The following is a 20,839-nucleotide window of genomic DNA, read 5'->3' as shown; positions in this document are numbered from 1 at the left end:
AAGCACTATGAATGAAGAAACTAAAGCCGAAATTGACGCCTTGCGAAACGGCATGGTTCAAGGTCGCTCTATTGAAGAAATCGACAAAGCTTGGGACCATTACTATCGGCTGGAATCGCACTTTGAACGCTACCATTCCGCAGACAAGGCGATCATGAAAACGCTAGGGCGCCTGAAGCAGGGGCTGGGATGGTTCACGCGTGACGTACGGGAAGAAATGCCCTCGCCCTATTCCGGCTTCGGTCCAGCGCTCACCTCACTCCGCAGTTACCTAGACGGCGGCTATGACGAGAAAGGCTGGCCGAAGAAATAGCTATGCAGCCATGCGGCGGCGCCTGCTCCTGCGTGGCTGCTCCTTGCCGATTATGCGGCTCAACTCTATATATAGTGGTGGTGGCGAGAAAAATTCGCATATCTTGTGCTTCGGACCTAAAAAAGCCGCAATGATTTGCGATCCTATTGTCAGATCGGGTTTTCTGAGCGATTCGCAGCCACTAGATGTAGATTCTTTAGAAAACCGACCCACTACATATTGACTTTCTAAGCGGAAACGTGCTATAATAACTTTTTGAAGGTCGGATACCGATTCGGCATCTTCAGGTAGCGGTCGAGGCCGCTCACAAGCACCGCGCGAAAAGCGTGGAAGATATAGAAGCCGGCAACAGGGGCGCCGGAATGAATAGAGCCACAAGGCTCGCGCTGGGAGGCGCTTCAAAATCCTAAAAGTTTTCAGCCTGCCGGCATCAGCCGTGCGGGCTATTCGTGTTTCCGGCGTTAGGCCGGAAAACCCGTAGGTACCTACGGGAAAGCAAAGGGGCCGCGGTGGCCTAGGAAACGACCGCGAACCCCTCATTTCTACCAACTGTCTCGAAAGGACAAACATTACATGAACGTTCATACACTTCAGGAACAGCGTGCCGCCAAGGTAGTCGATATGAAGGCTCTTGGCAACGACCTGACCGGCGATAAGGCCGGGAAGTTCGATGCGCTCGAAACCGAAGTTCGCGATCTCGATAAGCAGATTGGGCGCGCCAAGACGCTGGCCGACTTCGAGCGTGCCGCGCCCGCCATCGTGTCGTCCGACAATATCGGTGACGGCCAGTACGAGGAACGCGCTCGCGGCTTCTCGATCACAAAGGCCATCTCTGCCGCCATCGGCGATAACGTCGACGCCGGCTTTGAGCGGGAAATGTCGCAGGAAGTTGCCAAGCGTTCCGGCCGCAAATTTCAGGGCATCGCAGTTCCGGACGAGGTATTCCTCGAGCGGCGCACCCTGCTTGCTGGCTCGTCCGCTGCCGACCTGATTCCGAACGTGCACCGGGCCGACCTCTTCATCGATCGCCTGCGGGCCAAGCTCGTTGTCGGCAGGCTGGGCGCAACTGTTCTGGACGGTCTCGTCGGCAACGTCGACATCCCGCGCCAGACCGGCTCTAGCACCGGCCAGTGGGTTGCCGAAGACGGCTCGCTCACCGAAACGGATGCCGCCTTCGATGACGTGAACTTGGCGCCGAAGACGGTTGGCGCAATGACGTCGTTTAGCCGCCGCACCCTCATCAACGCCGTTCCTGCCATCGAGCAGCTGGTCCGCAACGACCTGGCCGCTGTGATTGCCAACGCGATTGACGACAAGGCCATTGCCGGCGACGGCACGTCAAACACGCCGACCGGTATCCTGAGCACGTCGGGTATCGGTTCCGTGGCGCTAGGCACCAACGGCGCCGTACCGACCTGGCAGTCGATTCTGGACCTGATTGCCGCGCTCGAAACTGCCAACGCCGAAGGCAGCGCCTTCCTGACCAACCCCAAGGCGGTCAAGAAAATGCGCGGCACCCAGAAGGTTTCGGCAACCGACTCCGTGATGCTGCAGGAAGCACCCGGCTCGCTCGCTGGCTATGTGCTGGCCAGCACCAATCTGGTGCCGTCCAACCTGGTCAAGGGCACGTCGGGCGCGGTTGCTTCGGCCCTGATCTTCGGCAATTTCGCCGACCTGATTATCGCCAACTATTCGGGAACAGACATTCTGGTTAATCCGTATGAAACAACGGCTTACGCCAAGGGTCGGGTTATGGTCCGCGCTATGAAGGACGTCGATGTGGCCGTGCGCCACGCCGAGTCGTTCGCTGCCATCAAAGACATGCTGACCGCATAATGACCGCGGTTAGCCTTGCGGAAGGCAAGGCACATTTGCGCGTCACATTCGATAGTGACGACGATTATGTGACCTCGCTTCTAGAGGCGGCCGAAGGGTATGTGACCGAGATCGGGGTGGCGTTTGCCACCCCGGTTCAGGCGCCCGTCAGGCACGCCATTTTGCTACTTGTGAGCCACTGGTACTCAAACCGAGATGCAGCGACCGAGGCACCACCGAAGGCGATTGCCTACGGCGTAGACGCTTTGCTGCAACCGTTTAGGGAGCAAACGATATGACAATGGAAACTCGCGCGGCCCATGAGGTTCGCGCCGAAGGTCGGAAACTGGTCGGTTTTGCCGCGGTCTTCGACCAAGAGACTCGGATTACCGACTTCCGGGAAGTGATCAAACGCGGTGCGTTCGCGGCGAGCCTGGCAAGCGGCAAGGACATTCTGGCCCTGGTCGACCACGATTCCGGCAAGGTGCTTGCGAGGACGCGCAGCGGTTCGCTGCGCCTTTCCGAAAATGAGCGCGGACTCGCTTTCGAACTAGACATCCCCGACACATCGGCAGGCCGCGACGTTCTCGCCCTTGCCGCTCGTGGCGATCTTGGCGGCGCATCCTTTGGCTTCACGGTCGAAGCCAGCGGCGAAGTCTGGAGCGGCGACAAGCGCGAGCTTAGAGCCGTGACACTGCACGAGATTAGCGTTGTCCAGTCATTCCCAGCCTACAGCGGCACAAGCGTGCAGGCCCGTTCCCGGCCCGCTACGCGCACGACCGCCGATCGCCGGATTGCGCTTCTCGACCTGGAGGCCGCACGATGAACTGGTGGCCTTTCGGAAAGAAGACGGAGACCCGAGACCTGACCTCATGGGATCTCCTCCAAGGCACGACGTACTATTCGGCTACCGGCACGCCTATTAGCCCTGAGGCGGCGGCGGGCCATGCCGTGGCCCATCGCTGTATTTCGGTCATTGCGGAAAACCTCGCCAGCGTGCCGCTCGTCCTGTACCGCAAGACGGCAGACGGAGGCCGTGAGCCCGCAACGGACCATCCGTTGCATGACGTCCTACAGTCGCAGTCCTCGTCCCTGCTTACCGCCTACGAGGCTCGCGAGGCACTGATCGTTTCGTGTCTTCTCTTCGGTAATGCCTTTGCCAAGATAGAGCGTAACGGTCGCGGCCAGGTCGCGGCGTTGCATCCGATCCCGGCAAGCAGGGTCTCCGTCGAACAGCTTGCATCCGGTAGGTTGCGATATCGTGTTAGTCCGATCACGGTCGCTAGCACGGAGACCTTGCTAGCCGACGAAATCTTGCACTTGAGATACAGGCTCGACCGAACGACCGGCTTCCTCGGTCAGTCACCAATCTCGATCGCTGCGGCGACCTTTGGGCTTGCGCTTTCGCAACAGGAGCAAGCCGGTTCCGCCGCAGAAAATGCCTTCCGCCCAAGCGGTCTGTTAACGTTTCCAGACAAGCTTTCCGGCGCTGGCAAGGAAGACATTATCACCAAATTCCAGAACAGGCTGATCGGCTCGCTTAAGGCAAATCAGCCCCTAGTACTGGACGGCGGCGCCACATGGTCCAACATCAGCTTCAACAGCAAGGATTCGGAATTCCTGGCTAGCCGTCAGCTTTCCAACCTTGATGTTTGCCGCATCTTTGGCGTGCCGCCTACCGCAGCCGGCATTGTTGATCAGGCCACATACTCGAATGTCGAGGGTGAAAGCCGAGCCTTGGTTCAGCGCTGCTTGCAGCCATGGGCAAAGCGTATCGAGCAGACAATGAACGTGGCCCTGCTGTCGCCGGAAAGCCGAAAGTCGCTCTTCATCGAGCATGACTTGGACGGATTGCTCCATGGCAGTTTGGTTGACAGGTACAACGCATACCGCGTCGGCCGCGAAGGCGGCTGGTTGTCCACCAACGAGATCAGGTCGATGGAGAACATGTCGAAGATCCCGGATGGGGACCAGTTCGTCCAAGCCTTGAACATGGGGCTAGTCGGCGCGAATGACAACAAGGCGAAGATCGATGAGGCGGCGGCATGAGCGCCGGTCAGCTTCGCGAACTGGTGACTCTGCAAGACTTCGTGGAGATGGACGACGGGCATGGAAATACCATTAGCGATTGGTTCGACGTCGCTACTGTGCCTGCCAGGATCCGCTACCTCAAGGGAAGCGAGGAAGTCCTCTCCGCTCGGCTAACGGGCGTGCAGCCCATCGTCATCACGATCCGCAATGGCGGCCCTGTGGCCGTCGTGACGACAGACTGGCGCGCGCTTGATGCGCGTGCCGGAACAGCATTCAACATCAGATCAATCATTAAGGCCGAGCGAGGCGACTATATCGACCTCCTCGTGGAAAGCGGAGTCGCAACATGACCTTCAATACCGAAATTCGCGGCATGACATTCTTCCAGAACGACGACGGCAAGCGGGCCTTCACCAAGCTTGCATATGCCGACATCTACGTTCCTGAACTGCACACGAACATCAAAGGCGTGGTGCTGTCATGGTCGGCTGACCGTGGCTACGTAGCCATGGCGCCATTCGCAACCGTGCAAGGCGGTCAGCCGGTGATCCAATGGCTGCATAAGGGCGCTTTCGCAACTGACCTCAAGGAGAAGCTGTTGGACATGTATGAGCGGATGGGCGGCAAACTGCCGGCTCCGGCGAAAAAGACCCGCGTCGAGGCCATAGCCGATGCGAAGGCAGGCAAGATTGAGCGACGTGTGTTTCCGGCAACCTTCAAGATCGGCACGGCAAACGGCCAGCCGATCGATGAAGTCATTGCGGAAGCGGAGTGCGAGATTGCCCGCATGAACGAGCACCTTGACCCAGTAGACGATGCGGCAGGCTTACACGCTTTTCTTGGCGTCAGCCCTGCCGTTTCGGAAACTATGGACCAGGCTGGGCTTTGATGCATCTTGCCGTCTGCCCGTAATGGGCGGGCGGCCTGCTCAACGGAGGAAGACAATGCACGCTGACAACGACAATCTGCCCGATCGCCTGCTGAAGCTCAAAGAAGTCATGCGGATGACGAGTCTCGGGAGTAGCACGATCTATCGTAAGATGGATGCCGAATCCTTCCCTCGGCCGCGTGTCTTGAGCGAAGCCTGTGTGCGATGGCTTGAGTCGGAAATCCTCGCATGGATCACAGGGCTGCCCGTCCAAAAAGCCGCATAATCGAGCCGGGTACTTTTACGGGTATTTTGTCGCACTGGCGTTATGAATGATAAATGATATCAATATGATGTATAGATTAGATAGACGGTCACTCCCTCCGCCATATCTCATTGAAAATCACCGAGGTTTCTTCATTTTTACCTTGCGGTGTGCTCTTCATCTGCTCAACAATCTCAGCAGCCAGCGCCAATTTTGGCCAAGCTTTCCCTGGCTGCTTGGCGTTGCACAGAATAAGGCCCTGGGAAGAGTCGGCCCTTTCTGCCAATCTCCCGATCTATTCGGCCATAATCCGGGATACAGGTGAAGAACACCGGGCGCTGGTCCCTGCCCGCCTGCTTGCACTCGCACCGGAACATCTTCACCAAGTCACCGTGCATGAGCGTGCTCAAGCCCCAGGCGGGCGCGCCTAACGCCGCAAGGTCGAACTTGACGGAATGTTTGCACTTGGGATGCCGCAAGTGACGTAAAACGAATCGCATCGGCAATGGTTTTGGGCGAGGTGCGGCCTCGGAATGACAAAATCGCCGCGCGCGGAATATGTTCCTATTGGCTAAGATTTGGCAAAATGAAAAGGGCCGGAAGCCGAACCCCGCCGGGCCTTGACGCCCTGACTTAAAGAAAACGCCCGCCACGTTTTGCGCAGCGGGCGCTAGTTCATGGGAGGAAATGAAACGCGTGCGGTCAAGGGTGGCCCCCTTTTACCCTCGATGACGATACGCCTCGCCTGGTTGGATAATAAGCGCGCAGCAGTTGAAGCACCGCATTATCCGGGTTGCGTGACTTTTCCGCCACAGACGAAGAAAGCCCGGGCACCTGAGCAGCCGAGCTAAACCTGCAAATATGCAGGTTTGATGTGGGAGGATCGTGTTTCCTTTCAGTGCAGCAGCGGGGCGCCGACGACGGCCAGCGCTGCGGAGAGGGCGAGGAGCGGCAGCAAAGGCAGGGAGGCGGGTTAACCATGCCGAATCTAGATGCGGTTGGCCTTCAGCAGGCGTACGATGGACTCGCGGGAGGGCATCTGGGAGGAGCCCTTTATGTTTGAAGTGCGGAGCTTTGTCGCCAAGATGGTGAAACGCGAGCGCGTAGCTGCCAAGCAGCGCGTCATGCCGCCGATAGTGAAAACACTCGCCGATCGGCCGGTTCACATCAAACCCCGGCCCGCCAAGAACAGACCGGCTCCGCCGCAGCATCACGCCGCCAGCAACATGTAGGCTTTCAGACGCCTGCACTTTCCGCACAGGACCGACGCTCAAGGATTGAGCGCCGACGCCCGAACCTTTGTCCCTCTTTCTCCAGAACCATCGTGCGGTGCCGGTGACGTTTGCGACGTTCCGCTTGGCGGGCCTATATCACCAGGGGACGGTGCGGCCGAGATAGTCGACATAGGTCAACCCCGGGGTTCCCCGCCTGGCAAGCAGGACGTTCACAAGGCTGGGCACGCTTTCCTCGATGCTCAGCCGTCCATCTGGTCCGCCCAACTCAGTACGGACCCATCCGGGCGCCATCAGCACCATGGCACGCGATGTTGCGGCATGACGGGTCGCGAAGCTTCGCATGAACATGTTCAGCGCCGCCTTGCTGCCGCGGTAGACCTCACGTTGACCTGTTTCGTTGTTGGAAATGCTGCCCTGCCCGGACGACATCACGCCGATCAGACCGGTCGCCGGGACAAATGGCTCCAGGCTCTCGAGGACACGCATCGGGCTGAGTGCATTTGTGACCATCACGCGAACGAACTCGTCGGTCGTCACATCAGCGATCGTTTCAGCCGGGTTGTTTGTCACGCCGGCATTGACGAACACTATGTCGAATGCCCTGCCCGACAGCCGGTCGCGCAAGGCCGCGACCTGATCGGGCTCGCAGATGTCGACCGTCTCGATTTCGAGCCGGCCGTCGAACTCATCCGCGAGATCGTGCAGCTTGGTCCGGCCGCCGCTTTCCCGGATCGTGCCAACGACATGCCAGCCTTTCCTGAGGAACTCGGCCGCCATCGCGTGGCCGAGGCCGCGCGATGCGCCGATAAGAAGGGCTGTACCTGATGGGGTGTTCAGAACGTCTGCGGACATTGGGCAATCTCTTTCGTTTGCTGGGTGAACGCAGATATGGGCAAGCGGAAGCCACGCGCCAGACGCGCCAAATTCAAACTATGATTGCATCCGGCGCTATGTCTGCCAGAACAGCTGCGATAAGGCTGTGCCATGGACAATGTGGACTTGAACCTTCTCGTGGCGCTGGACGTCTTGCTTGCCGAAGGCAGCGTGACGGGGGCGGCCCGCCGGCTCGGCTTGAGCACCTCGGCGATGAGCCGGACGCTCACGCGACTTCGCGCTGCCACCGGCGACCCGCTGCTCGTCCGGGCCGGACGCGGGCTTGTGCCCACGCCCCACGCCACGGAATTGCGCGATCGCGTCCATGAGCTCAGCCGGGACGTGCGAGCTGTTCTACGGCCGCAAAACATGCGCCTGGACCTGGCCAAGCTCGAATTGACATTCACCATTCGCGCCAGCGAGGCATTCCTGGAATTCCTTTCCGGCCCGGTCGTGATTGCGGTCACCCGTGCGGCGCCCCGTGTGCGCCTGCGCTTCGCACCAAAGCCCGACAAGGACGCGCGTCCGCTTCGGGAAGGTCTCATCGATCTGGAGATCGGTTTGCTTGGAACGTCCGCGCCCGAGATACGCACCCAGTTGCTGTTCCACGACAAATATGTCGGCGTGGCCCGGGCCGGACACCCGCTTCTGACGGGTGCGGGTGTGACGCCCGAACGCTACGCCGCCTGCAAGCATGTGGTGGCATCACGGGAAGGAAATGTCGTCGAGCCGATCGATGGAGCCTTGGTGAAGCTTGGCCTCGGACGCACCGTCGTGGTTGTCGTGCCCGGCTACCCCGATGCAATGCGGATCGTGCGCCAATCGGATCTGGTCGCGACCGTGCCGCGCTCGTGTTTCGGCAATGCCGGCGCAAGCGACCATGCCGTCACGGCGGGTCTCGAGAGCTTCGAGCTCCCGCTTCTCATTCCGGAGTTCAAGATATCGGCGATGTGGCATCCTCGCATGGACGCCGACCCGGCGCATCGTTGGCTGCGCGATACCGTCATGTCGGTCTGCCGGGCGGCTTATCCCCGGCGAGGAAGCGTGATCGCGCAGCGATAGTAAGACCAACGCCAAGGCGCCGACTTGCTCAGTCCGATTGCTGTGTGCGCTCCGCGATGGCAAATGCCTGCAGGTTCCTGGCCTTGCCGATGTCCTGGTCCGCGTTCGCGATGATCGAGAAGAAGGCTGCTCTCGCAATGTCCTTCTTGGAGGCCTTGGGGTGCGCTTTCCGGGCAGCTTTGACAAGCTGCTTGGGAGACATGTCGGGCGTGACGATCCTCATGAGAGTGTCGCCGATCGCACTCATTTCGCTGCGTCCATGATGGGCGTCCCTGTGCTGACCGCAATGCCACAATAGCAAGGACAACTCGCGACCGACAATATGGTTCTGGAAATGAAAAACCCCGCCGGCAGGGACCCGGAGGGCTTAGTCCTGGGAGGACGCGCGTTGCGCTGCGTTCGACAAGCGCGCGCCGACCAAGTAGCGCCAGCTTGCGACGCGGATGTGACACCCGGCGAGTGCGTGACAAGCCGTGAGCATGACACAGGCGGCCGGCATCAAGCCTTTCGAAAGGAGAAGTGTGGTTCTGTTCGAAACTGAAGCGCGGGTGGCGCTGGCCAAAGGCAAGGCGATAGCGGTCGAATGGATATCTTTGGCATCAAGGGGCTGCTGATCTGCGCGCTGATCTTCATTCCGTTCGAGCATCTGTTTGCAGAGCGACCGCAGAAGATCCTGCGCAACGGCTTGGGTGTCGACCTGATCTATGTGCTGTTCAACGGCCTCGTCATAAAGGCAGTAGTAGTCCTGATCGCGGCGAACACGCTCGAAGCCGCTGCAATGCTGGTCCCGCAATCGGTAACGCACGCGATCGGCGGCCAGCCAATCTGGCTGCAGGTCGCTGAAATCATCGTGATTACCGATACAGGTGTCTACTGGGCACACCGTGCGTTTCACGAAATCCCCGCGCTTTGGAAGTTCCATGCGGTCCATCACGGCATCGAGGAACTGGACTGGCTCGGTGCATTCCACTCTCACCCCGTCGACTCCATAATCACGAAGGCAATTTCGCTGACTCCGATCTTTTTTCTCGGATTTTCCGAAGCTTCGATCGGGGTCTTTTCCGTCATCTACTTCTGGCACACGCTGCTCGTTCATTCGAACTTGCGAATTCCGTTCGGCCCCTTGAAGTGGCTTATCGCCAGCCCGCAGTTCCATCGCTGGCACCATGCCAACCAGCGCGAAGCCTATGACAAGAACTTCGCCGGACAGTTGCCCCTCCTCGACGTGGTGTTCGGCACCTATAATGCGACAGGCAACAAAGTGCCTGAGAAGTATGGCGTCGATGATCCGGTCCCCTCCAGCTACTTCGGACAGATTGGCTACCCACTGCTGCGCCGCGGGAAACGATCGAATCGGGCAAAGGCTGACGGCAAATATTGACCGCGGCTGTTGCCGCCCGATGTGGCTGCTTCGCGCCGAACGGCGTTCATGGCGGCAACACAACCCCACTTGTCGTGTCGGCTGATGCAGCAGAAATTCCTTCGTGGGTTGGTATCGGCGGGTGCCGGCGATAAATGTAGGTCCTGCGCAATTTGCCACGAGGCTGGTTTCGGCATGGATTATCGCGACGACGACCTCACGAAATTCGAAGCGCATGGCGCCGCTCCTTTGCCGGCCGCGGCGGACGAAGGTCAGGTGGAGCACGAGGGCGCAAAGATCTGGTACGCGACGTTTGGGACGGGTTATCCCGTGATCCTGTTGCATGGCGGCCTTGGCCATAGCGGCAATTGGGGATTTCAGGTCCCGTCATTGGTCAAGCACGGCTATCAGGTCGTCACTGTCGACAGCCGAGGCCATGGACGCAGCACCCGCGACGAACGGCCGTACAAATACGAACTGATGGCCTCGGATGTCCTGGCGGTGATGGACCGCCTGCAATTGAACAAGGCTATCGCAGTGGGTTGGAGCGATGGCGCCTGCGTTGCCCTGATCCTTGGGATGAAGGCCGCCGATCGCATCGCGGGTGTGTTCTTCTTCGGCTGCAACATGGATCCCAGCGGCACGAAGGAGTTCGAGGCCAGTCCGGTCATCGAGCGGTGTTTCAGCCGGCATAAAAAGGACTATGCCGAGCTGTCGGCCACGCCAGGTCAATTCGATGCGTTTGTGAAAGCTGTCGGCCTGATGATGAAGACCGAACCCAACTATGGCGCCGCCGAACTGGGAGAGATCGGCGTGCCCGTGGCGGTCGTCCAAAGCGAGCACGACGAGTTTATCAAGGACGAGCACGCGATCTATCTGGCCCACAGCATACCGGGATCGGAATTGGTCATGCTGCCCGAGGTTAGTCATTTCGCGCCCTTGCAGCGCCCCGACCAGTTCAATCGCGTGCTGTTGGCTTTCCTCAAAGAAATTCATCCTTGAGCCCTGCCGCCTCCGGAGTCCCAGCTCCGGGCCATGCACGCGAGACATCATTTCGCCTGCGAGGCTTTTCACGTCGAATCGGCTAGCCTTGCGGCATGAACGAGACCTCACTTTATGCGCCGGTGAAGCGTTTCCTCGAAAACCTCGACTTCGTCGTGAAAGGCGAAATCGGCGGCTGCGATATCGTCGCGCTGCGCGAGGGAGAGCCGCCGATCGTCGTCATCTGCGAGTTGAAGCTGCAGTTCAATCTCGAGCTGGTTCTGCAGGGCGTCGACCGCGCGGCTGCTTGCGATGAAGTGTGGCTGGCGGCGCGCATGTCGGCGCGTGGCAAGGGGCGCGAAAGCGATGCCAGGTTCCGCAACCTTTGCCGTCGGCTCGGCTTCGGCCTGATTGGCGTAACCGCCAATGATCGGGTCGAAGTGCTTCTCAGTCCGATCGCCGTGGCGCCGCGCAAGAATGCGAGACGGCGTTCTCGCCTGGTCGACGAGCACCAGCGCCGCCGCGGCGATCCTGTCGCCGGCGGAGGATCGCGCACTCCGATCATGACCGCCTACCGGCAGAGCGCCCTCGCCTGCGCCGCGGCGTTGGCGGACGGGCCCCAGCGCCCACGCGACCTGAAGGCGCTGACGCCGCTTGCGCCAAAGATCCTGCTGCATAATGTCTATGGCTGGTTCGCGCGCGTCGACCGCGGCGTCTACGATCTCACCGACGCTGGCCGTGCCTCGCTGATCCGTTGGCCGCAGGCCCCGGACAGTTCGCCAGGATGATCGTGAACGTGCTCTATGCCGTCGGTCAGTTTGAGCGGGATTTGCCGATCGAACCAGGGGATGCATGGTGATGGTGCGCATCCTGGACATGCGAAACCTTGGCCCGGCGATGGCGCGGATGTTGGCGGAAATCGACATTGTCTCCGACGACGATTTGCGCAATCTCGGCTCGGTCGAAGCCTATCATCGCCTGAAGTTTCGATTTGGCCGGCATGTGACGATCCTCGCGCTCTATGCGATGGAAGCTGCATTGTGCGACTGCGATTGGCGGAATCTCGACCAGGACACAAAGGTGTTTCTCCGACAACAGGTTGGCGCCGGCCAAGTCTTGGGGACGGCGTTACGCACGCCTCGCTGATCCGTTGGCCGCGGTCGTCCGACGATGAAACACGACACGGGATTTTGAACGCGCCGACCGCCTGAACACGGGAACCTGCCAGGCCTGTTGGTTGATTTTTCAGACAAAACATGCTGCTTGTCCCACCCATGAAGACACTATGTATGACGGCCGTGGCGTCCTTGGCCCTGGCTTTTCCGGCCAGCGCCATGGACAGCGCCCTGCGCGCCGGCCTCCTGAAACTCGACCCGCAAACTCGCCTCGAACAACGTTGCGACGCCGAAATCCTCGACCGCATCTCTCATGACGACCGCAAGTTCAAGGCCGACCGCGTCGTCGCATACGCCTTCGCGACGCCAGAGATGAGCGCCGACGCGATCCGGAGCCCCGGTGCGGCGTTCCGCAGCAAGGGACAATGGTACCGGCTGAAATTCAAATGCCAGACGGGGCCGGACCATATGGACGTTCTCCAGCTCCGCTATCGGATCGGGGATGAGATCCCGGAGGCCGACTGGGCGAAGTACAATCTCTACGATTAGGTTCTCGCGGGCTCGCGCCGGCATCTGGCTGCAGTCGGCGGCTGTTGAGAATCTCGCGTGGTTCCACCGCCACGAAAATGGTTTTCCAGCGTTGTCCGGTGCCGCGACTTGACGCCAGCGGACCATGCCTTTAGGCCCGTTTGGACGATCGACGACGAACACTCGACGAAGGGCTTCCAGGTCGATGGAAATTTTTACCACCGCGGGCTTTTCGGCTCTTCTTCAGGTCATCGCTATCGATCTTGCCCTAGCGGGCGACAATGCCATTGTCATCGGCCTCGCGGCGGCCGGCCTACCGGTCAGCCAGCGCAAGCGAGCCATTCTTGTCGGCATCGCGGCAGCCACCGTTCTTCGCATTTTCTTCGCCTTGATCACGCAATGGCTGCTGACCATTGGTCCCATGCTGCTTATCGGTGGCGGCCTGCTTTTGCTGTGGGTTTGCTGGAAGATGTGGCGCGAATTGCGTGTCAGCCACGACGACGAGCGCGACGCCACCGAAGCGCTGTCGAACGGCGACTTCGACAAGGATGGCGTCGTCGGCGGCAAGGGGCCCAGCAAGACCTTCTCGCAAGCCGCCTGGCAGATCGTCATTGCCGACGTGTCGATGTCGCTCGACAATGTCCTTGCCGTGGCGGGCGCGGCCATGAACCATCCGACGGTACTGATTGTCGGACTGGCGCTGTCGATCGCGTTGATGGGCTTTGCCGCGTCGTTCGTCGCGCGCCTGCTGCACAAATACCGCTGGATTGCCTATGTCGGCCTGATCATCATCCTCTATGTCGCGGTCAAGATGCTGCTTGATGGGGCCGTGCAGCAATTCCCCGGTCATTTCGCTTTTTTGGCACCCTGGTTCGGATCGGGAGGCCACTGAGCCACCCTGATGGCGTGGACCAGCCAATCGACAGGTTTGCTTGATTGCTGAACCCGTGCTATTGCGCCGCGCGTATTGGCTCCGGCCATGCGCCACAGACCGACATTTACAGCGACTTGAGGCCGGGGCACCGTTTCGGCCCGTGCCCCCATCGGAAACTTGCCTATGTCCGCCCCTCGCGTCAGTTTCGTCAGCCTTGGATGCCCGAAGGCGCTCGTGGATTCCGAGCGCATCATCACGCGTCTGCGGGCCGAGGGCTACGAGATCGCCCGCAAGCATGATGGCGCCGACCTCGTTGTCGTCAACACCTGTGGTTTCCTTGATTCCGCTCGCGACGAGTCGCTCAACGCCATCGGCTCCGCGCTTTCGGAAAACGGCAGGGTCATCGTCACCGGCTGTCTGGGCGCCGAGCCGGACGTGATCCGCGAGAAGCACCCCAACGTGCTGGCGATCACGGGGCCGCAGGCCTATGAGAGCGTGATGGCCGCCGTCCATGAGGCTGCCCCTCCCTCGCACGATCCCTACATCGACCTCCTGCCACCGCAAGGCGTCAAGCTGACGCCGCGCCACTATGCCTATTTGAAGATTTCGGAAGGCTGCAATAACCGTTGCACCTTCTGCATCATCCCGGCACTTCGCGGAGATCTCGTCTCGCGGCCGGCGGCCGATGTGCTGCGCGAAGCCGAAAAACTGGCCAAGGCCGGCGTCAAGGAACTCCTCGTCATCTCGCAGGATACCAGCGCCTACGGCATCGACATCAAGTACCAGACGTCCATGTTCGGCGACCGCGAAGTGCGGGCGAAATTCCTCGATCTCTCGGAGGAGCTGGGCAAGCTCGGCATCTGGGTTCGCATGCATTATGTCTACCCCTACCCGCATGTCGCCGACGTCATCCCCCTGATGGCCGAGGGAAAAATCCTTCCCTATCTGGATATCCCCTTCCAGCATGCCTCACCGCAGGTGCTGAAGAACATGCGCAGGCCCGCCCACGGCGAAAAGACGCTTGAGCGCATTCGCGGCTGGCGCGACGTGTGCCCGGATCTCGCCATCCGCTCGACCTTCATCGTCGGCTTCCCCGGCGAAACGGACGACGATTTCGAGATGCTGCTCGATTGGCTGGATGAAGCGAAGATCGATCGCGCCGGCTGCTTCAAATACGAGCCGGTCAGGGGCGCCCGTTCCAACGACCTTGGGCTCGAGCAGGTTCCGCAGGAGATCAAGGAGGCGCGCTGGCATCGCTTCATGCAGCGCCAGCAGAAGATCTCGGCGACGCAGCTGGCCAGGAAGGTCGGCAAACGGCTGCCGGTGCTGATCGACGAAGCGCACGGGAACTCGGCAAAGGGCCGCACCAAATATGACGCGCCTGAGATCGACGGCTCGGTCCACATCCAGTCGCGCCGGCCGTTGCGCGCCGGCGACATCGTCACCGTCAAGGTCGAGCGCGCCGACGCCTATGATCTCTACGGTTCGGCCGTCTGACCCTTCCTCGCTTTCCCGACAAATGAAAAGGGCGCCTCGCGGCGCCCTCTCAGTATCCGAGGTGATCCGCTGCTTATTGCGGCAGCTTGTCGTCGACGCCCTTGACGTAGAAATTCATGCCGAGCAGCGTGCCGTCGTCGGCGACCTCGCCGTCCTTCAGCCATGCCGAGCCGTCCTGCTTTGCGATCGGTCCGGTGAAGGGATTCCAGCCGCCGGCGATCTTCTTTTCGGTCGCTTCGGCCATCGCCTTCACGTCATCAGGCATGTTGGTGTAGGGCGCGAGCTTGACCGCGCCGTCCTTGATGCCGAGCCAGACATTGTCCGGCTTCCAGGAGCCGTCGATGGCTGCCTGCACGCGGCTGATATAATAAGGGCCCCACTCGTCGGTCAGCGAGGTCAGCTGCGCGTTCGGCGCGAACTTGATCATGTCGGACGACTGGCCGAAGCCGTGCAGCTTGCGCTCTTCGGCCACCTGCAGCGCAGCGGTCGAGTCGGTGTGCTGGACGATGATGTCGGCGCCCTGGTCGAACAGAGCCTTGGCGGCGTCGGCTTCCTTGCCCGGATCGAACCACGAGTTCACCCAGACGATCTTGGCCTTGAAGTTCGGATTGATCGATTGCGCGCCGAGCATGAAGGAGTTGATGCCCATCACCACTTCGGGGATCGGGAAGGAGACGATGTAGCCGGCGACGCCGGACTTCGATTCCTTGGCGGCGATCTGGCCGAGCACGTAGCGGCCTTCATAGAAGCGCGCATTGTAGATGCCGAGATTGTCCCCCGTCTTGTATCCGGTGGCGTGCTCGAACATCACCTTGGGAAACTTCTTGGCGACCTTCACTTCGGCGTCCATGAAACCGAACGAGGTGCCGAAGATGATCTTGCAGCCTTCGCGCGCCAGACGCTCGAAAGCCCGGTCGGCGTCGGGACCTTCGGAGACGTTCTCCAGATAGGCGGTTTCGACCTTGTCGCCGAGCGCTTTCTCGACCTCGAGACGGCCCTGGTCGTGCTGGTAGGAATAGCCGAAATCGCCGATCGGGCCGGTATAGACCCAGCAGGCCTTCAACTTGTCGGCGGCCTCTGCCGACGCCGCCAGCGACAAAGCCGCTGTCGTCGTCATCAGGGCAATAAGCAGTTTTTTCATTGTGTTACCTCTCTGTGTTAAGCCTTGGAGCTTCCCGTCTTTTTGTTGTTGTCAACGATCCGGAACGAATGGCTGCCCCAGGGAGGCCGGCGTGTTCATCATCGTCAGACGCTTGTTGCGCGAGATTAGAACGAGAACCACGACGGTTGCCAGATAGGGCAGAGAAGAAAGCATCTGCGAGGGCACCGGAATGCCAAAAGCCTGTGCATGAAGCTGGCCGATCCAGACCGCGCCGAAGATATAGGCGCCGGCCAGCACCCGCCACGGCCGCCAGGATGCGAACACCACCAGTGCGAGCGCGATCCAGCCGCGGCCGGCGGACATGTTCTCGACCCACTGCGGCGTGTAGACCAGCGACAGATGCCCGCCGGCAAGACCGGCGCAGGCGCCGCCGAAGATGACCGCCAGGTAGCGGTAGCGGATGACTTTGATGCCGAGCGCATGCGCCGATGTGTGGCTGTCGCCGATCGAACGCAGCGTCAGCCCGGTACGCGTCTTGAACAGGAACCACATTACCGCGGCCGTCAGCGCGATCGAAATGTAGAACACAGGGTCCTGGCCAAAGAGCAGCCTGCCCACGACCGGAATCGAGCTGAGGCCGGGAATGTCGAGGTTGGGCAGCCTGACGCCAGGCTGGCCGACGAAGCGCGTTCCCATCATGCCGGAAAGGCCGAGCCCGAGCAGCGTCAGTGACAGGCCGGTCGCCACCTGGTTGGTGGCCAGCGACAGCGTCATGACGGCGAACAGCAGGGAGAAAAGCGCGCCCACGGCGATCGCTGCCAGGAGGCCGACCCAGGGAGATCCGGTCAGATAGCCGGCTCCGAAGCCGCCGACGGCGCCCATGACCATCATGCCTTCGACACCGAGATTGAGCACGCCGGAGCGCTCGACCACCAATTCGCCGATCGCCGCGATCAAAAGCGGCGTCGCCGCCGTTGCGATGGTCAGGAGGATGTTGACGGTAATGTCCATCAGCGGGCTTCCTTCAACTTTGGCGCGGCCTCGAGCTTCGCGGGGGCTTCCTGTTTGGTCAGCGCCAGGCCGATCAATCGGATGCGGTAATGAATGAGCGTGTCGCAACCGAGCACGAAGAACAGCAGCATGCCCTGGAACACCCTCGCCACCTTGTCGGAAATGCCGAGCGCGCTTTGCACCGCCTCGCCGCCGAGATAGGTCAGCGCCAGAACCAGGCCCGCGGCGACGATGCCGAGCGGATTGAGGCGGCCAAGGAAGGCCACGATGATGGCGGTGAAGCCATAGCCGGGCGAAATCACGGGCTGCAGTTGCCCAATGGCACCGGAGACTTCCGAGATGCCGGCAAGGCCGGCCAGCGCGCCCGACAGCAGGAAGGCGAAGAATACCATGCGGTTCAGGCCGAAGCCGGCGAACCGCCCTGCCCTCGGACTGGAGCCCAGCACGCGGACCTCGAAACCCTTGAGCATGCGGCCCATCAGGATCCAGATCAGCACCGCCGCAACCAGGGCGAAGACGAAGCCCCAATTGGCTCGCCCGGCATCGGGCATCAGCTCCGGCAGCACGGCCGAGTCGCCGAACTGGATCGTCTGCGGAAAGCCGTGTCCCTGCGGATCGCGCCAGGGACCGCGCACCAGCCAGTCGAGGAACAGCTGCGCGACATAGACCAGCATCAGGCTGGTCAGGATCTCGTTGGTATTGAACCGGGTCTTCAGCAAGGCCGGGATCGCCGCGTAGGCCGCACCGCCGACCATACCGAGCAGAAGCATCAGCGGCAGCACCAGCGGGCCCTCGAATTGCGGAAACAGCACGGGAATGATGGAGCCGAAGATTGCGCCGAAGATGAACTGGCCTTCGGCGCCGATGTTCCAGATGTTGGCCTTGTAGCAGACCGACAAGCCGACAGCGATCAGGATCAGCGGCGCGGCCTTGATTGCCAGCTCATGCAATTGCCAGACCTGGCTGATCGGCTCGATGAAATAGATCTTGAATGCGTTGAGCGGGTTGACGCCGAGCAGCGCGAACATAATGGCTCCGGCGATGATGGTCAGCGCGAAGGCGATGAACGGCGACAGCATCGAAAACAGCGCCGAGCGCTGCGGGCGTTTGACGAGTTCGAGGCGCATCATGCCGTCTCCAGCGTGTGTTCGGCGTGGCCGGGTTCGGCGCCGCCCATCAACAGGCCGACCTTCTCGAAAGTCGCCTCGGCGATCGGCATCGGCTTGGACAATTCGCCATTGTGCATGACCGCGATCGCGTCCGATATCTCGAACAGCTCGTCCAGATCCTGGCTGATCACCAGTACGGCCGATCCGCTGCGAGAGAGCTCGATCAGGGCCTGGCGAATGTGGGCGGCGGCACCGGCGTCGACGCCCCATGTCGGCTGGTTCACCACCATGACGCTTGGCCGGCGGTCGAGTTCGCGGCCGACGATGAATTTCTGCAGATTGCCGCCCGAAAGTGCCGCTGCTTCGGGATCCGGCGCGCTTTTGCGCACATCCATCGCCTCGATGATGCGTTGCGAAGCGGCGTAGACGGCGCCGCTCCTGACCATGCCACCGGTGCCGACAAAGGCCTTGCCGTCCGTGGCATGGCGCGACAGCAGGAGGTTTTCCGAGAGTTTCATGCGCGGCGCGGCACCATGGCCGAGACGCTCCTCCGGCACGAAGGCAGCCCCCAGCAGGCGCCGCCCGGTAATGGTGAGGCCGCCGGCGTCCTTGCCACGTATGCGCACCGAGGCGGTATCCTGCTGCAAAACCTCGCCGGAGACGGATTCGAAGAACTCGCCTTGGCCGTTTCCGGCGACGCCGGCAATGCCAATCACCTCGCCGGCGCGGACATTGAGGCTGATGTTCTTGAGCGGAATGGAAAACGGCGTTGCCGGCTTGCGGTTGAGGCCGCGGATTTCGAGCAGCGGCTGCGCGGTTTCGATCCCCTCGACCGGCGCCCGCACCACCGCCTGCACCTCGCTGCCGACCATCATGCGGGCGAGCGATGAAGCGGTCTGCTCGCGCGGATTGCAGTGACCGACCACCTTGCCGTGCCGCAGCACCGTGGCGCGGTCGCAGATGCGTTTGACCTCTTCGAGCCGGTGCGAAATGTAGAGGATCGATTTGCCTTCCGAGCGCAACCGTTCCAACGTCTCGAACAGCTTGTCGGCCTCCTGTGGCGTCAGTACCGATGTCGGCTCATCCAGGATGATGAGTTGTGGCGTCTGCAACAGGCAGCGGATGATCTCGATGCGCTGGCGCTCACCGACCGAAAGGTCGCCGACCAGCGATTCCGGATCGAGCGGCAGGCCGTAGCTGTAGGAAAGCGCCCTCGCCTTGGCCGCGATGCTGCTGATCGGCGAGCCGTCATCCAGCGACAGCGCGATGTTCTCGGCAGCCGTCAGCGCCTCGAACAGCGAAAAATGCTGGAACACCATGCCGATGCCGAGCTTCTTGGCGGCGCCAGGGCTGGTGATCCGCACCGCTTGGCCGTTCCAGAAAATCTCGCCCGAATTGGGCTCCAGCGAGCCGAACAGCATCTTGACCAGCGTCGACTTGCCGGCGCCGTTCTCGCCGAGCAAAGCGTGGATTTCACCTTTGGCGATGTTGAGGTCGATATGGTCGCACGCCGTCAACGTGCCGAATATCTTGGTCAGGCCACGAACCTCAAGCAGGTTCGCCCCATCATGATTTGCACTCACAGTGCCTCCCATCCGGATTACCGGACATGTTCTGTGTTCCCGCAAGCATCGTATGCGCGGCCGGCTCTCGTGCGAAAGCAGCACGCAACTTGAAAGAGCTTCAAGAATTTCAGCGGAAACTCAAGGGTAAAGATTAGCCCTTCTCGCACAAGGATACGGCTGGCCGGCTTTTCGTGCAAACCATGCCCGCCGCTGCGGCAGGACGCTGAAAACCCAGGCTGTCGTCAGGGAACCAGGACGGTCGTGCCTGTCGTTCTACGTCCTTCAAGATCCTGATGTGCCTTGCCCGCGTCCTTCAGCGCATAGCGCTGATTGATCTTAATCTCGACAGCACCACTGAGCACAACCTCGAACAGTGCGGCGGCGGAGGCGTCGAGATCCTTGCGTTTAGCATTGTAGACGAACAGCGTCGGCCTCGTGGCAAACAGCGAGCCCTTCTGCGCCAGCAGCGACATCGAAAACGGCGGGATGGGTCCGGAAGACTGCCCGAAGCTGACGAACATACCGAGCGGCTTGAGGCAGTCGAGCGAGGCCGGAAATGTGTCGTTGCCCACGGAATCATAGACAACGTCGCATTTCCTGCCGCCGGTGATAGCGGCGACGCCGGCGACGAAATCCTGCTCCTTGTAGTTGATGACGTGATCGAAACCGTGTGCCTTGGCCAGTTCGATCTTGTCGGCAGAGCTGGCGGTGCCGATGACCGTCGCCCCGAGATGCTTCGCCCACTGGCCCAGAATGAGCCCGACGCCGCCGGCCGCTGCATGAAACAGGATCGTGTCGCCTGCCTTTACCTTGAAGGTTCGGCGCAGCAGATATTCCGCGGTCATGCCCTTCAGCATCATGGCGGCCGCCTGTTCGTCGCTGATGCCGTCCGGCACCTTGACGACCTTGCTGGCATCGATGACGCGCTCTTGCGCATAAGCGCCCGTCGTCACGGCATAGGCAATCCGGTCGCCGGGCTTCAGCCAGTCGACGCCCTGGCCGACTTCCAGCACCATGCCGGCGGCTTCGCTGCCCGGAATGAGCGGAAACCCTCCGGGCGGCGGATAGAGGCCCGAGCGATGATAGACATCGATGAAGTTGAGACCGATCGCGGTATGCCTGATCAGGATCTGGCCCGAACCCGGCTGGCCGGGATCGGCGTCTTCATAGGTCAGGACTTCCGGGCCGCCATTGGCATGGATGCGGATCGCTTTGGACATGGACGGGATTCCTTG

Annotated in this window: 25 protein-coding genes; 17 read left to right on the top strand and 8 right to left on the bottom strand. The window is 61.0% G+C overall.

Annotated elements, in window-relative coordinates; translation table 11 throughout:
• Positions 1-7 precede the first annotated feature (7 nt).
• From M653_RS0107190 to M653_RS0107150, 8 genes are all read left to right on the top strand, one after another.
• Positions 8-313 carry a hypothetical protein gene (locus M653_RS0107190; protein WP_156938157.1) on the top strand — a complete coding sequence of 102 codons (306 nt, stop codon included), beginning with the start codon at positions 8-10 and terminating at the stop codon, positions 311-313.
• 573 nt (positions 314-886) lie between these two features.
• Complete coding sequence (locus tag M653_RS0107185; protein WP_027142721.1) at positions 887-2,149, top strand: phage major capsid protein; 1,263 nt, start codon at positions 887-889, stop codon at positions 2,147-2,149.
• A complete protein-coding gene (locus M653_RS01000000132180) occupies positions 2,149-2,427 on the top strand; it encodes a head-tail connector protein (protein ID WP_051442614.1) in 279 nt (92 codons plus the stop codon). Before M653_RS0107185 ends, M653_RS01000000132180 begins: the two co-directional genes overlap by 1 nt.
• A gap of 2 nt (positions 2,428-2,429) precedes the next feature.
• Positions 2,430-2,954: an HK97 family phage prohead protease gene (locus M653_RS0107170; protein ID WP_027142720.1), complete on the top strand. Its 525-nt coding sequence runs from the start codon at positions 2,430-2,432 to the stop codon at positions 2,952-2,954.
• Positions 2,951-4,177, top strand: a complete 1,227-nt coding sequence (locus M653_RS0107165) for a phage portal protein (protein WP_027142719.1) — start codon at positions 2,951-2,953, stop codon at positions 4,175-4,177. Before M653_RS0107170 ends, M653_RS0107165 begins: the two co-directional genes overlap by 4 nt.
• Positions 4,174-4,509, top strand: a complete 336-nt coding sequence (locus tag M653_RS0107160) for a head-tail adaptor protein (RefSeq protein ID WP_027142718.1) — start codon at positions 4,174-4,176, stop codon at positions 4,507-4,509. Before M653_RS0107165 ends, M653_RS0107160 begins: the two co-directional genes overlap by 4 nt.
• Complete coding sequence (locus tag M653_RS0107155) at positions 4,506-5,048, top strand: hypothetical protein (protein WP_027142717.1); 543 nt, start codon at positions 4,506-4,508, stop codon at positions 5,046-5,048. Before M653_RS0107160 ends, M653_RS0107155 begins: the two co-directional genes overlap by 4 nt.
• Before the next feature lie 55 nt (positions 5,049-5,103).
• Complete coding sequence (locus tag M653_RS0107150) at positions 5,104-5,313, top strand: AlpA family phage regulatory protein (RefSeq protein ID WP_027142716.1); 210 nt, start codon at positions 5,104-5,106, stop codon at positions 5,311-5,313.
• An 88-nt stretch (positions 5,314-5,401) separates the two neighbouring features.
• Here M653_RS0107150 and M653_RS1000000136605 read toward each other — a convergent pair whose 3' ends face one another.
• Positions 5,402-5,578 carry a hypothetical protein gene (locus M653_RS1000000136605; RefSeq protein WP_156938156.1) on the bottom strand — a complete coding sequence of 59 codons (177 nt, stop codon included), beginning with the start codon at positions 5,576-5,578 and terminating at the stop codon, positions 5,402-5,404.
• Between the two features lie 733 nt (positions 5,579-6,311).
• Here M653_RS1000000136605 and M653_RS0107140 point away from each other — a divergent pair.
• The gene (locus M653_RS0107140) at positions 6,312-6,524 is read left to right on the top strand and encodes a hypothetical protein (protein ID WP_140711572.1); all 213 of its coding nucleotides are present in this window, start codon (positions 6,312-6,314) and stop codon (positions 6,522-6,524) included.
• 138 nt (positions 6,525-6,662) lie between these two features.
• Here the strand turns inward: M653_RS0107140 and M653_RS0107135 are convergent, their stop codons facing one another.
• Positions 6,663-7,379 (bottom strand): SDR family NAD(P)-dependent oxidoreductase, encoded by a 717-nt coding sequence (locus tag M653_RS0107135; RefSeq protein ID WP_027142713.1) that lies wholly within the window; start codon positions 7,377-7,379, stop codon positions 6,663-6,665.
• Positions 7,380-7,511: 132 nt separating this feature from the next.
• Between M653_RS0107135 and M653_RS0107130 the strand changes: the two genes are divergently transcribed.
• A complete protein-coding gene (locus M653_RS0107130) occupies positions 7,512-8,462 on the top strand; it encodes a LysR family transcriptional regulator (RefSeq protein ID WP_027142712.1) in 951 nt (316 codons plus the stop codon).
• Positions 8,463-8,490: 28 nt separating this feature from the next.
• On the opposite strand, the gene M653_RS0107125 is transcribed toward M653_RS0107130, so the two are convergent.
• Positions 8,491-8,685, bottom strand: coding sequence for a hypothetical protein (locus tag M653_RS0107125; protein ID WP_245262070.1), 195 nt, complete (start codon positions 8,683-8,685; stop codon positions 8,491-8,493).
• A gap of 360 nt (positions 8,686-9,045) precedes the next feature.
• Between M653_RS0107125 and M653_RS0107120 the strand changes: the two genes are divergently transcribed.
• From M653_RS0107120 to rimO, 7 genes are all read left to right on the top strand, one after another.
• Positions 9,046-9,843: a sterol desaturase family protein gene (locus tag M653_RS0107120; RefSeq protein WP_027142710.1), complete on the top strand. Its 798-nt coding sequence runs from the start codon at positions 9,046-9,048 to the stop codon at positions 9,841-9,843.
• A gap of 174 nt (positions 9,844-10,017) precedes the next feature.
• Positions 10,018-10,824: an alpha/beta hydrolase gene (locus M653_RS0107115; RefSeq protein ID WP_027142709.1), complete on the top strand. Its 807-nt coding sequence runs from the start codon at positions 10,018-10,020 to the stop codon at positions 10,822-10,824.
• 95 nt (positions 10,825-10,919) lie between these two features.
• A complete protein-coding gene (locus M653_RS0107110) occupies positions 10,920-11,591 on the top strand; it encodes a DUF2161 family putative PD-(D/E)XK-type phosphodiesterase (protein WP_027142708.1) in 672 nt (223 codons plus the stop codon).
• Between the two features lie 64 nt (positions 11,592-11,655).
• Positions 11,656-11,949: a TfoX/Sxy family DNA transformation protein gene (locus M653_RS01000000132175; RefSeq protein ID WP_051442613.1), complete on the top strand. Its 294-nt coding sequence runs from the start codon at positions 11,656-11,658 to the stop codon at positions 11,947-11,949.
• A gap of 110 nt (positions 11,950-12,059) precedes the next feature.
• Positions 12,060-12,467 (top strand): DUF930 domain-containing protein, encoded by a 408-nt coding sequence (locus M653_RS0107100; protein WP_032935075.1) that lies wholly within the window; start codon positions 12,060-12,062, stop codon positions 12,465-12,467.
• Between the two features lie 184 nt (positions 12,468-12,651).
• Positions 12,652-13,338, top strand: coding sequence for a TerC family protein (locus M653_RS0107095; protein ID WP_027142706.1), 687 nt, complete (start codon positions 12,652-12,654; stop codon positions 13,336-13,338).
• Positions 13,339-13,503: 165 nt separating this feature from the next.
• Entirely contained in the window at positions 13,504-14,817 is a 1,314-nt protein-coding gene (gene rimO, locus M653_RS0107090; RefSeq protein WP_027142705.1) for a 30S ribosomal protein S12 methylthiotransferase RimO, read from the top strand.
• Between the two features lie 73 nt (positions 14,818-14,890).
• Here the strand turns inward: rimO and M653_RS0107085 are convergent, their stop codons facing one another.
• The 5 genes from M653_RS0107085 to M653_RS0107065 form a co-directional block, all read right to left on the bottom strand.
• Entirely contained in the window at positions 14,891-15,958 is a 1,068-nt protein-coding gene (locus M653_RS0107085; RefSeq protein ID WP_027142704.1) for a BMP family ABC transporter substrate-binding protein, read from the bottom strand.
• Positions 15,959-16,009: 51 nt separating this feature from the next.
• On the bottom strand, positions 16,010-16,930 hold the full coding sequence (locus M653_RS0107080) for an ABC transporter permease (protein WP_027142703.1): 921 nt from the start codon (positions 16,928-16,930) through the stop codon (positions 16,010-16,012).
• Positions 16,930-18,060, bottom strand: a complete 1,131-nt coding sequence (locus M653_RS0107075) for an ABC transporter permease (protein ID WP_027142702.1) — start codon at positions 18,058-18,060, stop codon at positions 16,930-16,932. The genes M653_RS0107080 and M653_RS0107075 overlap by 1 nt, the downstream gene beginning before the upstream one ends.
• On the bottom strand, positions 18,057-19,634 hold the full coding sequence (locus M653_RS0107070; protein WP_032935074.1) for an ABC transporter ATP-binding protein: 1,578 nt from the start codon (positions 19,632-19,634) through the stop codon (positions 18,057-18,059). The genes M653_RS0107075 and M653_RS0107070 overlap by 4 nt, the downstream gene beginning before the upstream one ends.
• Before the next feature lie 212 nt (positions 19,635-19,846).
• The gene (locus M653_RS0107065; RefSeq protein WP_027142700.1) at positions 19,847-20,824 is read right to left on the bottom strand and encodes a quinone oxidoreductase; all 978 of its coding nucleotides are present in this window, start codon (positions 20,822-20,824) and stop codon (positions 19,847-19,849) included.
• Positions 20,825-20,839: the final 15 nt, after the last annotated feature.

The organism is Mesorhizobium sp. WSM3626 (assembly GCF_000513935.1).
GTDB lineage: Bacteria > Pseudomonadota > Alphaproteobacteria > Rhizobiales > Rhizobiaceae > Mesorhizobium > Mesorhizobium salmacidum.
This window is presented reverse-complemented; position numbering and strand designations above follow the sequence as displayed.

Bases quoted from the DNA above. Each gene is read 5' to 3' on its own strand.
- M653_RS0107150 (WP_027142716.1), top strand. From the start codon at position 5,104: ATGCACGCTGACAACGACAATCTGCCCGATCGCCTGCTGAAGCTCAAA.
- M653_RS0107170 (WP_027142720.1), top strand. From the start codon at position 2,430: ATGGAAACTCGCGCGGCCCATGAGGTTCGCGCCGAAGGTCGGAAACTG.
- M653_RS0107185 (WP_027142721.1), top strand. From the start codon at position 887: ATGAACGTTCATACACTTCAGGAACAGCGTGCCGCCAAGGTAGTCGAT.
- M653_RS0107135 (WP_027142713.1), bottom strand. From the start codon at position 7,379: ATGTCCGCAGACGTTCTGAACACCCCATCAGGTACAGCCCTTCTTATC.
- M653_RS0107140 (WP_140711572.1), top strand. From the start codon at position 6,312: ATGGACTCGCGGGAGGGCATCTGGGAGGAGCCCTTTATGTTTGAAGTG.
- rimO (WP_027142705.1), top strand. From the start codon at position 13,504: ATGTCCGCCCCTCGCGTCAGTTTCGTCAGCCTTGGATGCCCGAAGGCG.
- M653_RS0107070 (WP_032935074.1), bottom strand. From the start codon at position 19,634: ATGGGAGGCACTGTGAGTGCAAATCATGATGGGGCGAACCTGCTTGAG.
- M653_RS0107110 (WP_027142708.1), top strand. From the start codon at position 10,920: ATGAACGAGACCTCACTTTATGCGCCGGTGAAGCGTTTCCTCGAAAAC.
- M653_RS0107100 (WP_032935075.1), top strand. From the start codon at position 12,060: ATGCTGCTTGTCCCACCCATGAAGACACTATGTATGACGGCCGTGGCG.
- M653_RS0107075 (WP_027142702.1), bottom strand. From the start codon at position 18,060: ATGATGCGCCTCGAACTCGTCAAACGCCCGCAGCGCTCGGCGCTGTTT.
- M653_RS01000000132175 (WP_051442613.1), top strand. From the start codon at position 11,656: ATGGTGATGGTGCGCATCCTGGACATGCGAAACCTTGGCCCGGCGATG.
- M653_RS01000000132180 (WP_051442614.1), top strand. From the start codon at position 2,149: ATGACCGCGGTTAGCCTTGCGGAAGGCAAGGCACATTTGCGCGTCACA.
- M653_RS0107165 (WP_027142719.1), top strand. From the start codon at position 2,951: ATGAACTGGTGGCCTTTCGGAAAGAAGACGGAGACCCGAGACCTGACC.
- M653_RS0107080 (WP_027142703.1), bottom strand. From the start codon at position 16,930: ATGGACATTACCGTCAACATCCTCCTGACCATCGCAACGGCGGCGACG.
- M653_RS0107085 (WP_027142704.1), bottom strand. From the start codon at position 15,958: ATGAAAAAACTGCTTATTGCCCTGATGACGACGACAGCGGCTTTGTCG.
- M653_RS0107190 (WP_156938157.1), top strand. From the start codon at position 8: ATGAATGAAGAAACTAAAGCCGAAATTGACGCCTTGCGAAACGGCATG.
- M653_RS0107065 (WP_027142700.1), bottom strand. From the start codon at position 20,824: ATGTCCAAAGCGATCCGCATCCATGCCAATGGCGGCCCGGAAGTCCTG.
- M653_RS0107160 (WP_027142718.1), top strand. From the start codon at position 4,174: ATGAGCGCCGGTCAGCTTCGCGAACTGGTGACTCTGCAAGACTTCGTG.
- M653_RS0107115 (WP_027142709.1), top strand. From the start codon at position 10,018: ATGGATTATCGCGACGACGACCTCACGAAATTCGAAGCGCATGGCGCC.
- M653_RS0107095 (WP_027142706.1), top strand. From the start codon at position 12,652: ATGGAAATTTTTACCACCGCGGGCTTTTCGGCTCTTCTTCAGGTCATC.
- M653_RS0107155 (WP_027142717.1), top strand. From the start codon at position 4,506: ATGACCTTCAATACCGAAATTCGCGGCATGACATTCTTCCAGAACGAC.
- M653_RS0107130 (WP_027142712.1), top strand. From the start codon at position 7,512: ATGGACAATGTGGACTTGAACCTTCTCGTGGCGCTGGACGTCTTGCTT.
- M653_RS0107125 (WP_245262070.1), bottom strand. From the start codon at position 8,685: ATGAGGATCGTCACGCCCGACATGTCTCCCAAGCAGCTTGTCAAAGCT.
- M653_RS0107120 (WP_027142710.1), top strand. From the start codon at position 9,046: ATGGATATCTTTGGCATCAAGGGGCTGCTGATCTGCGCGCTGATCTTC.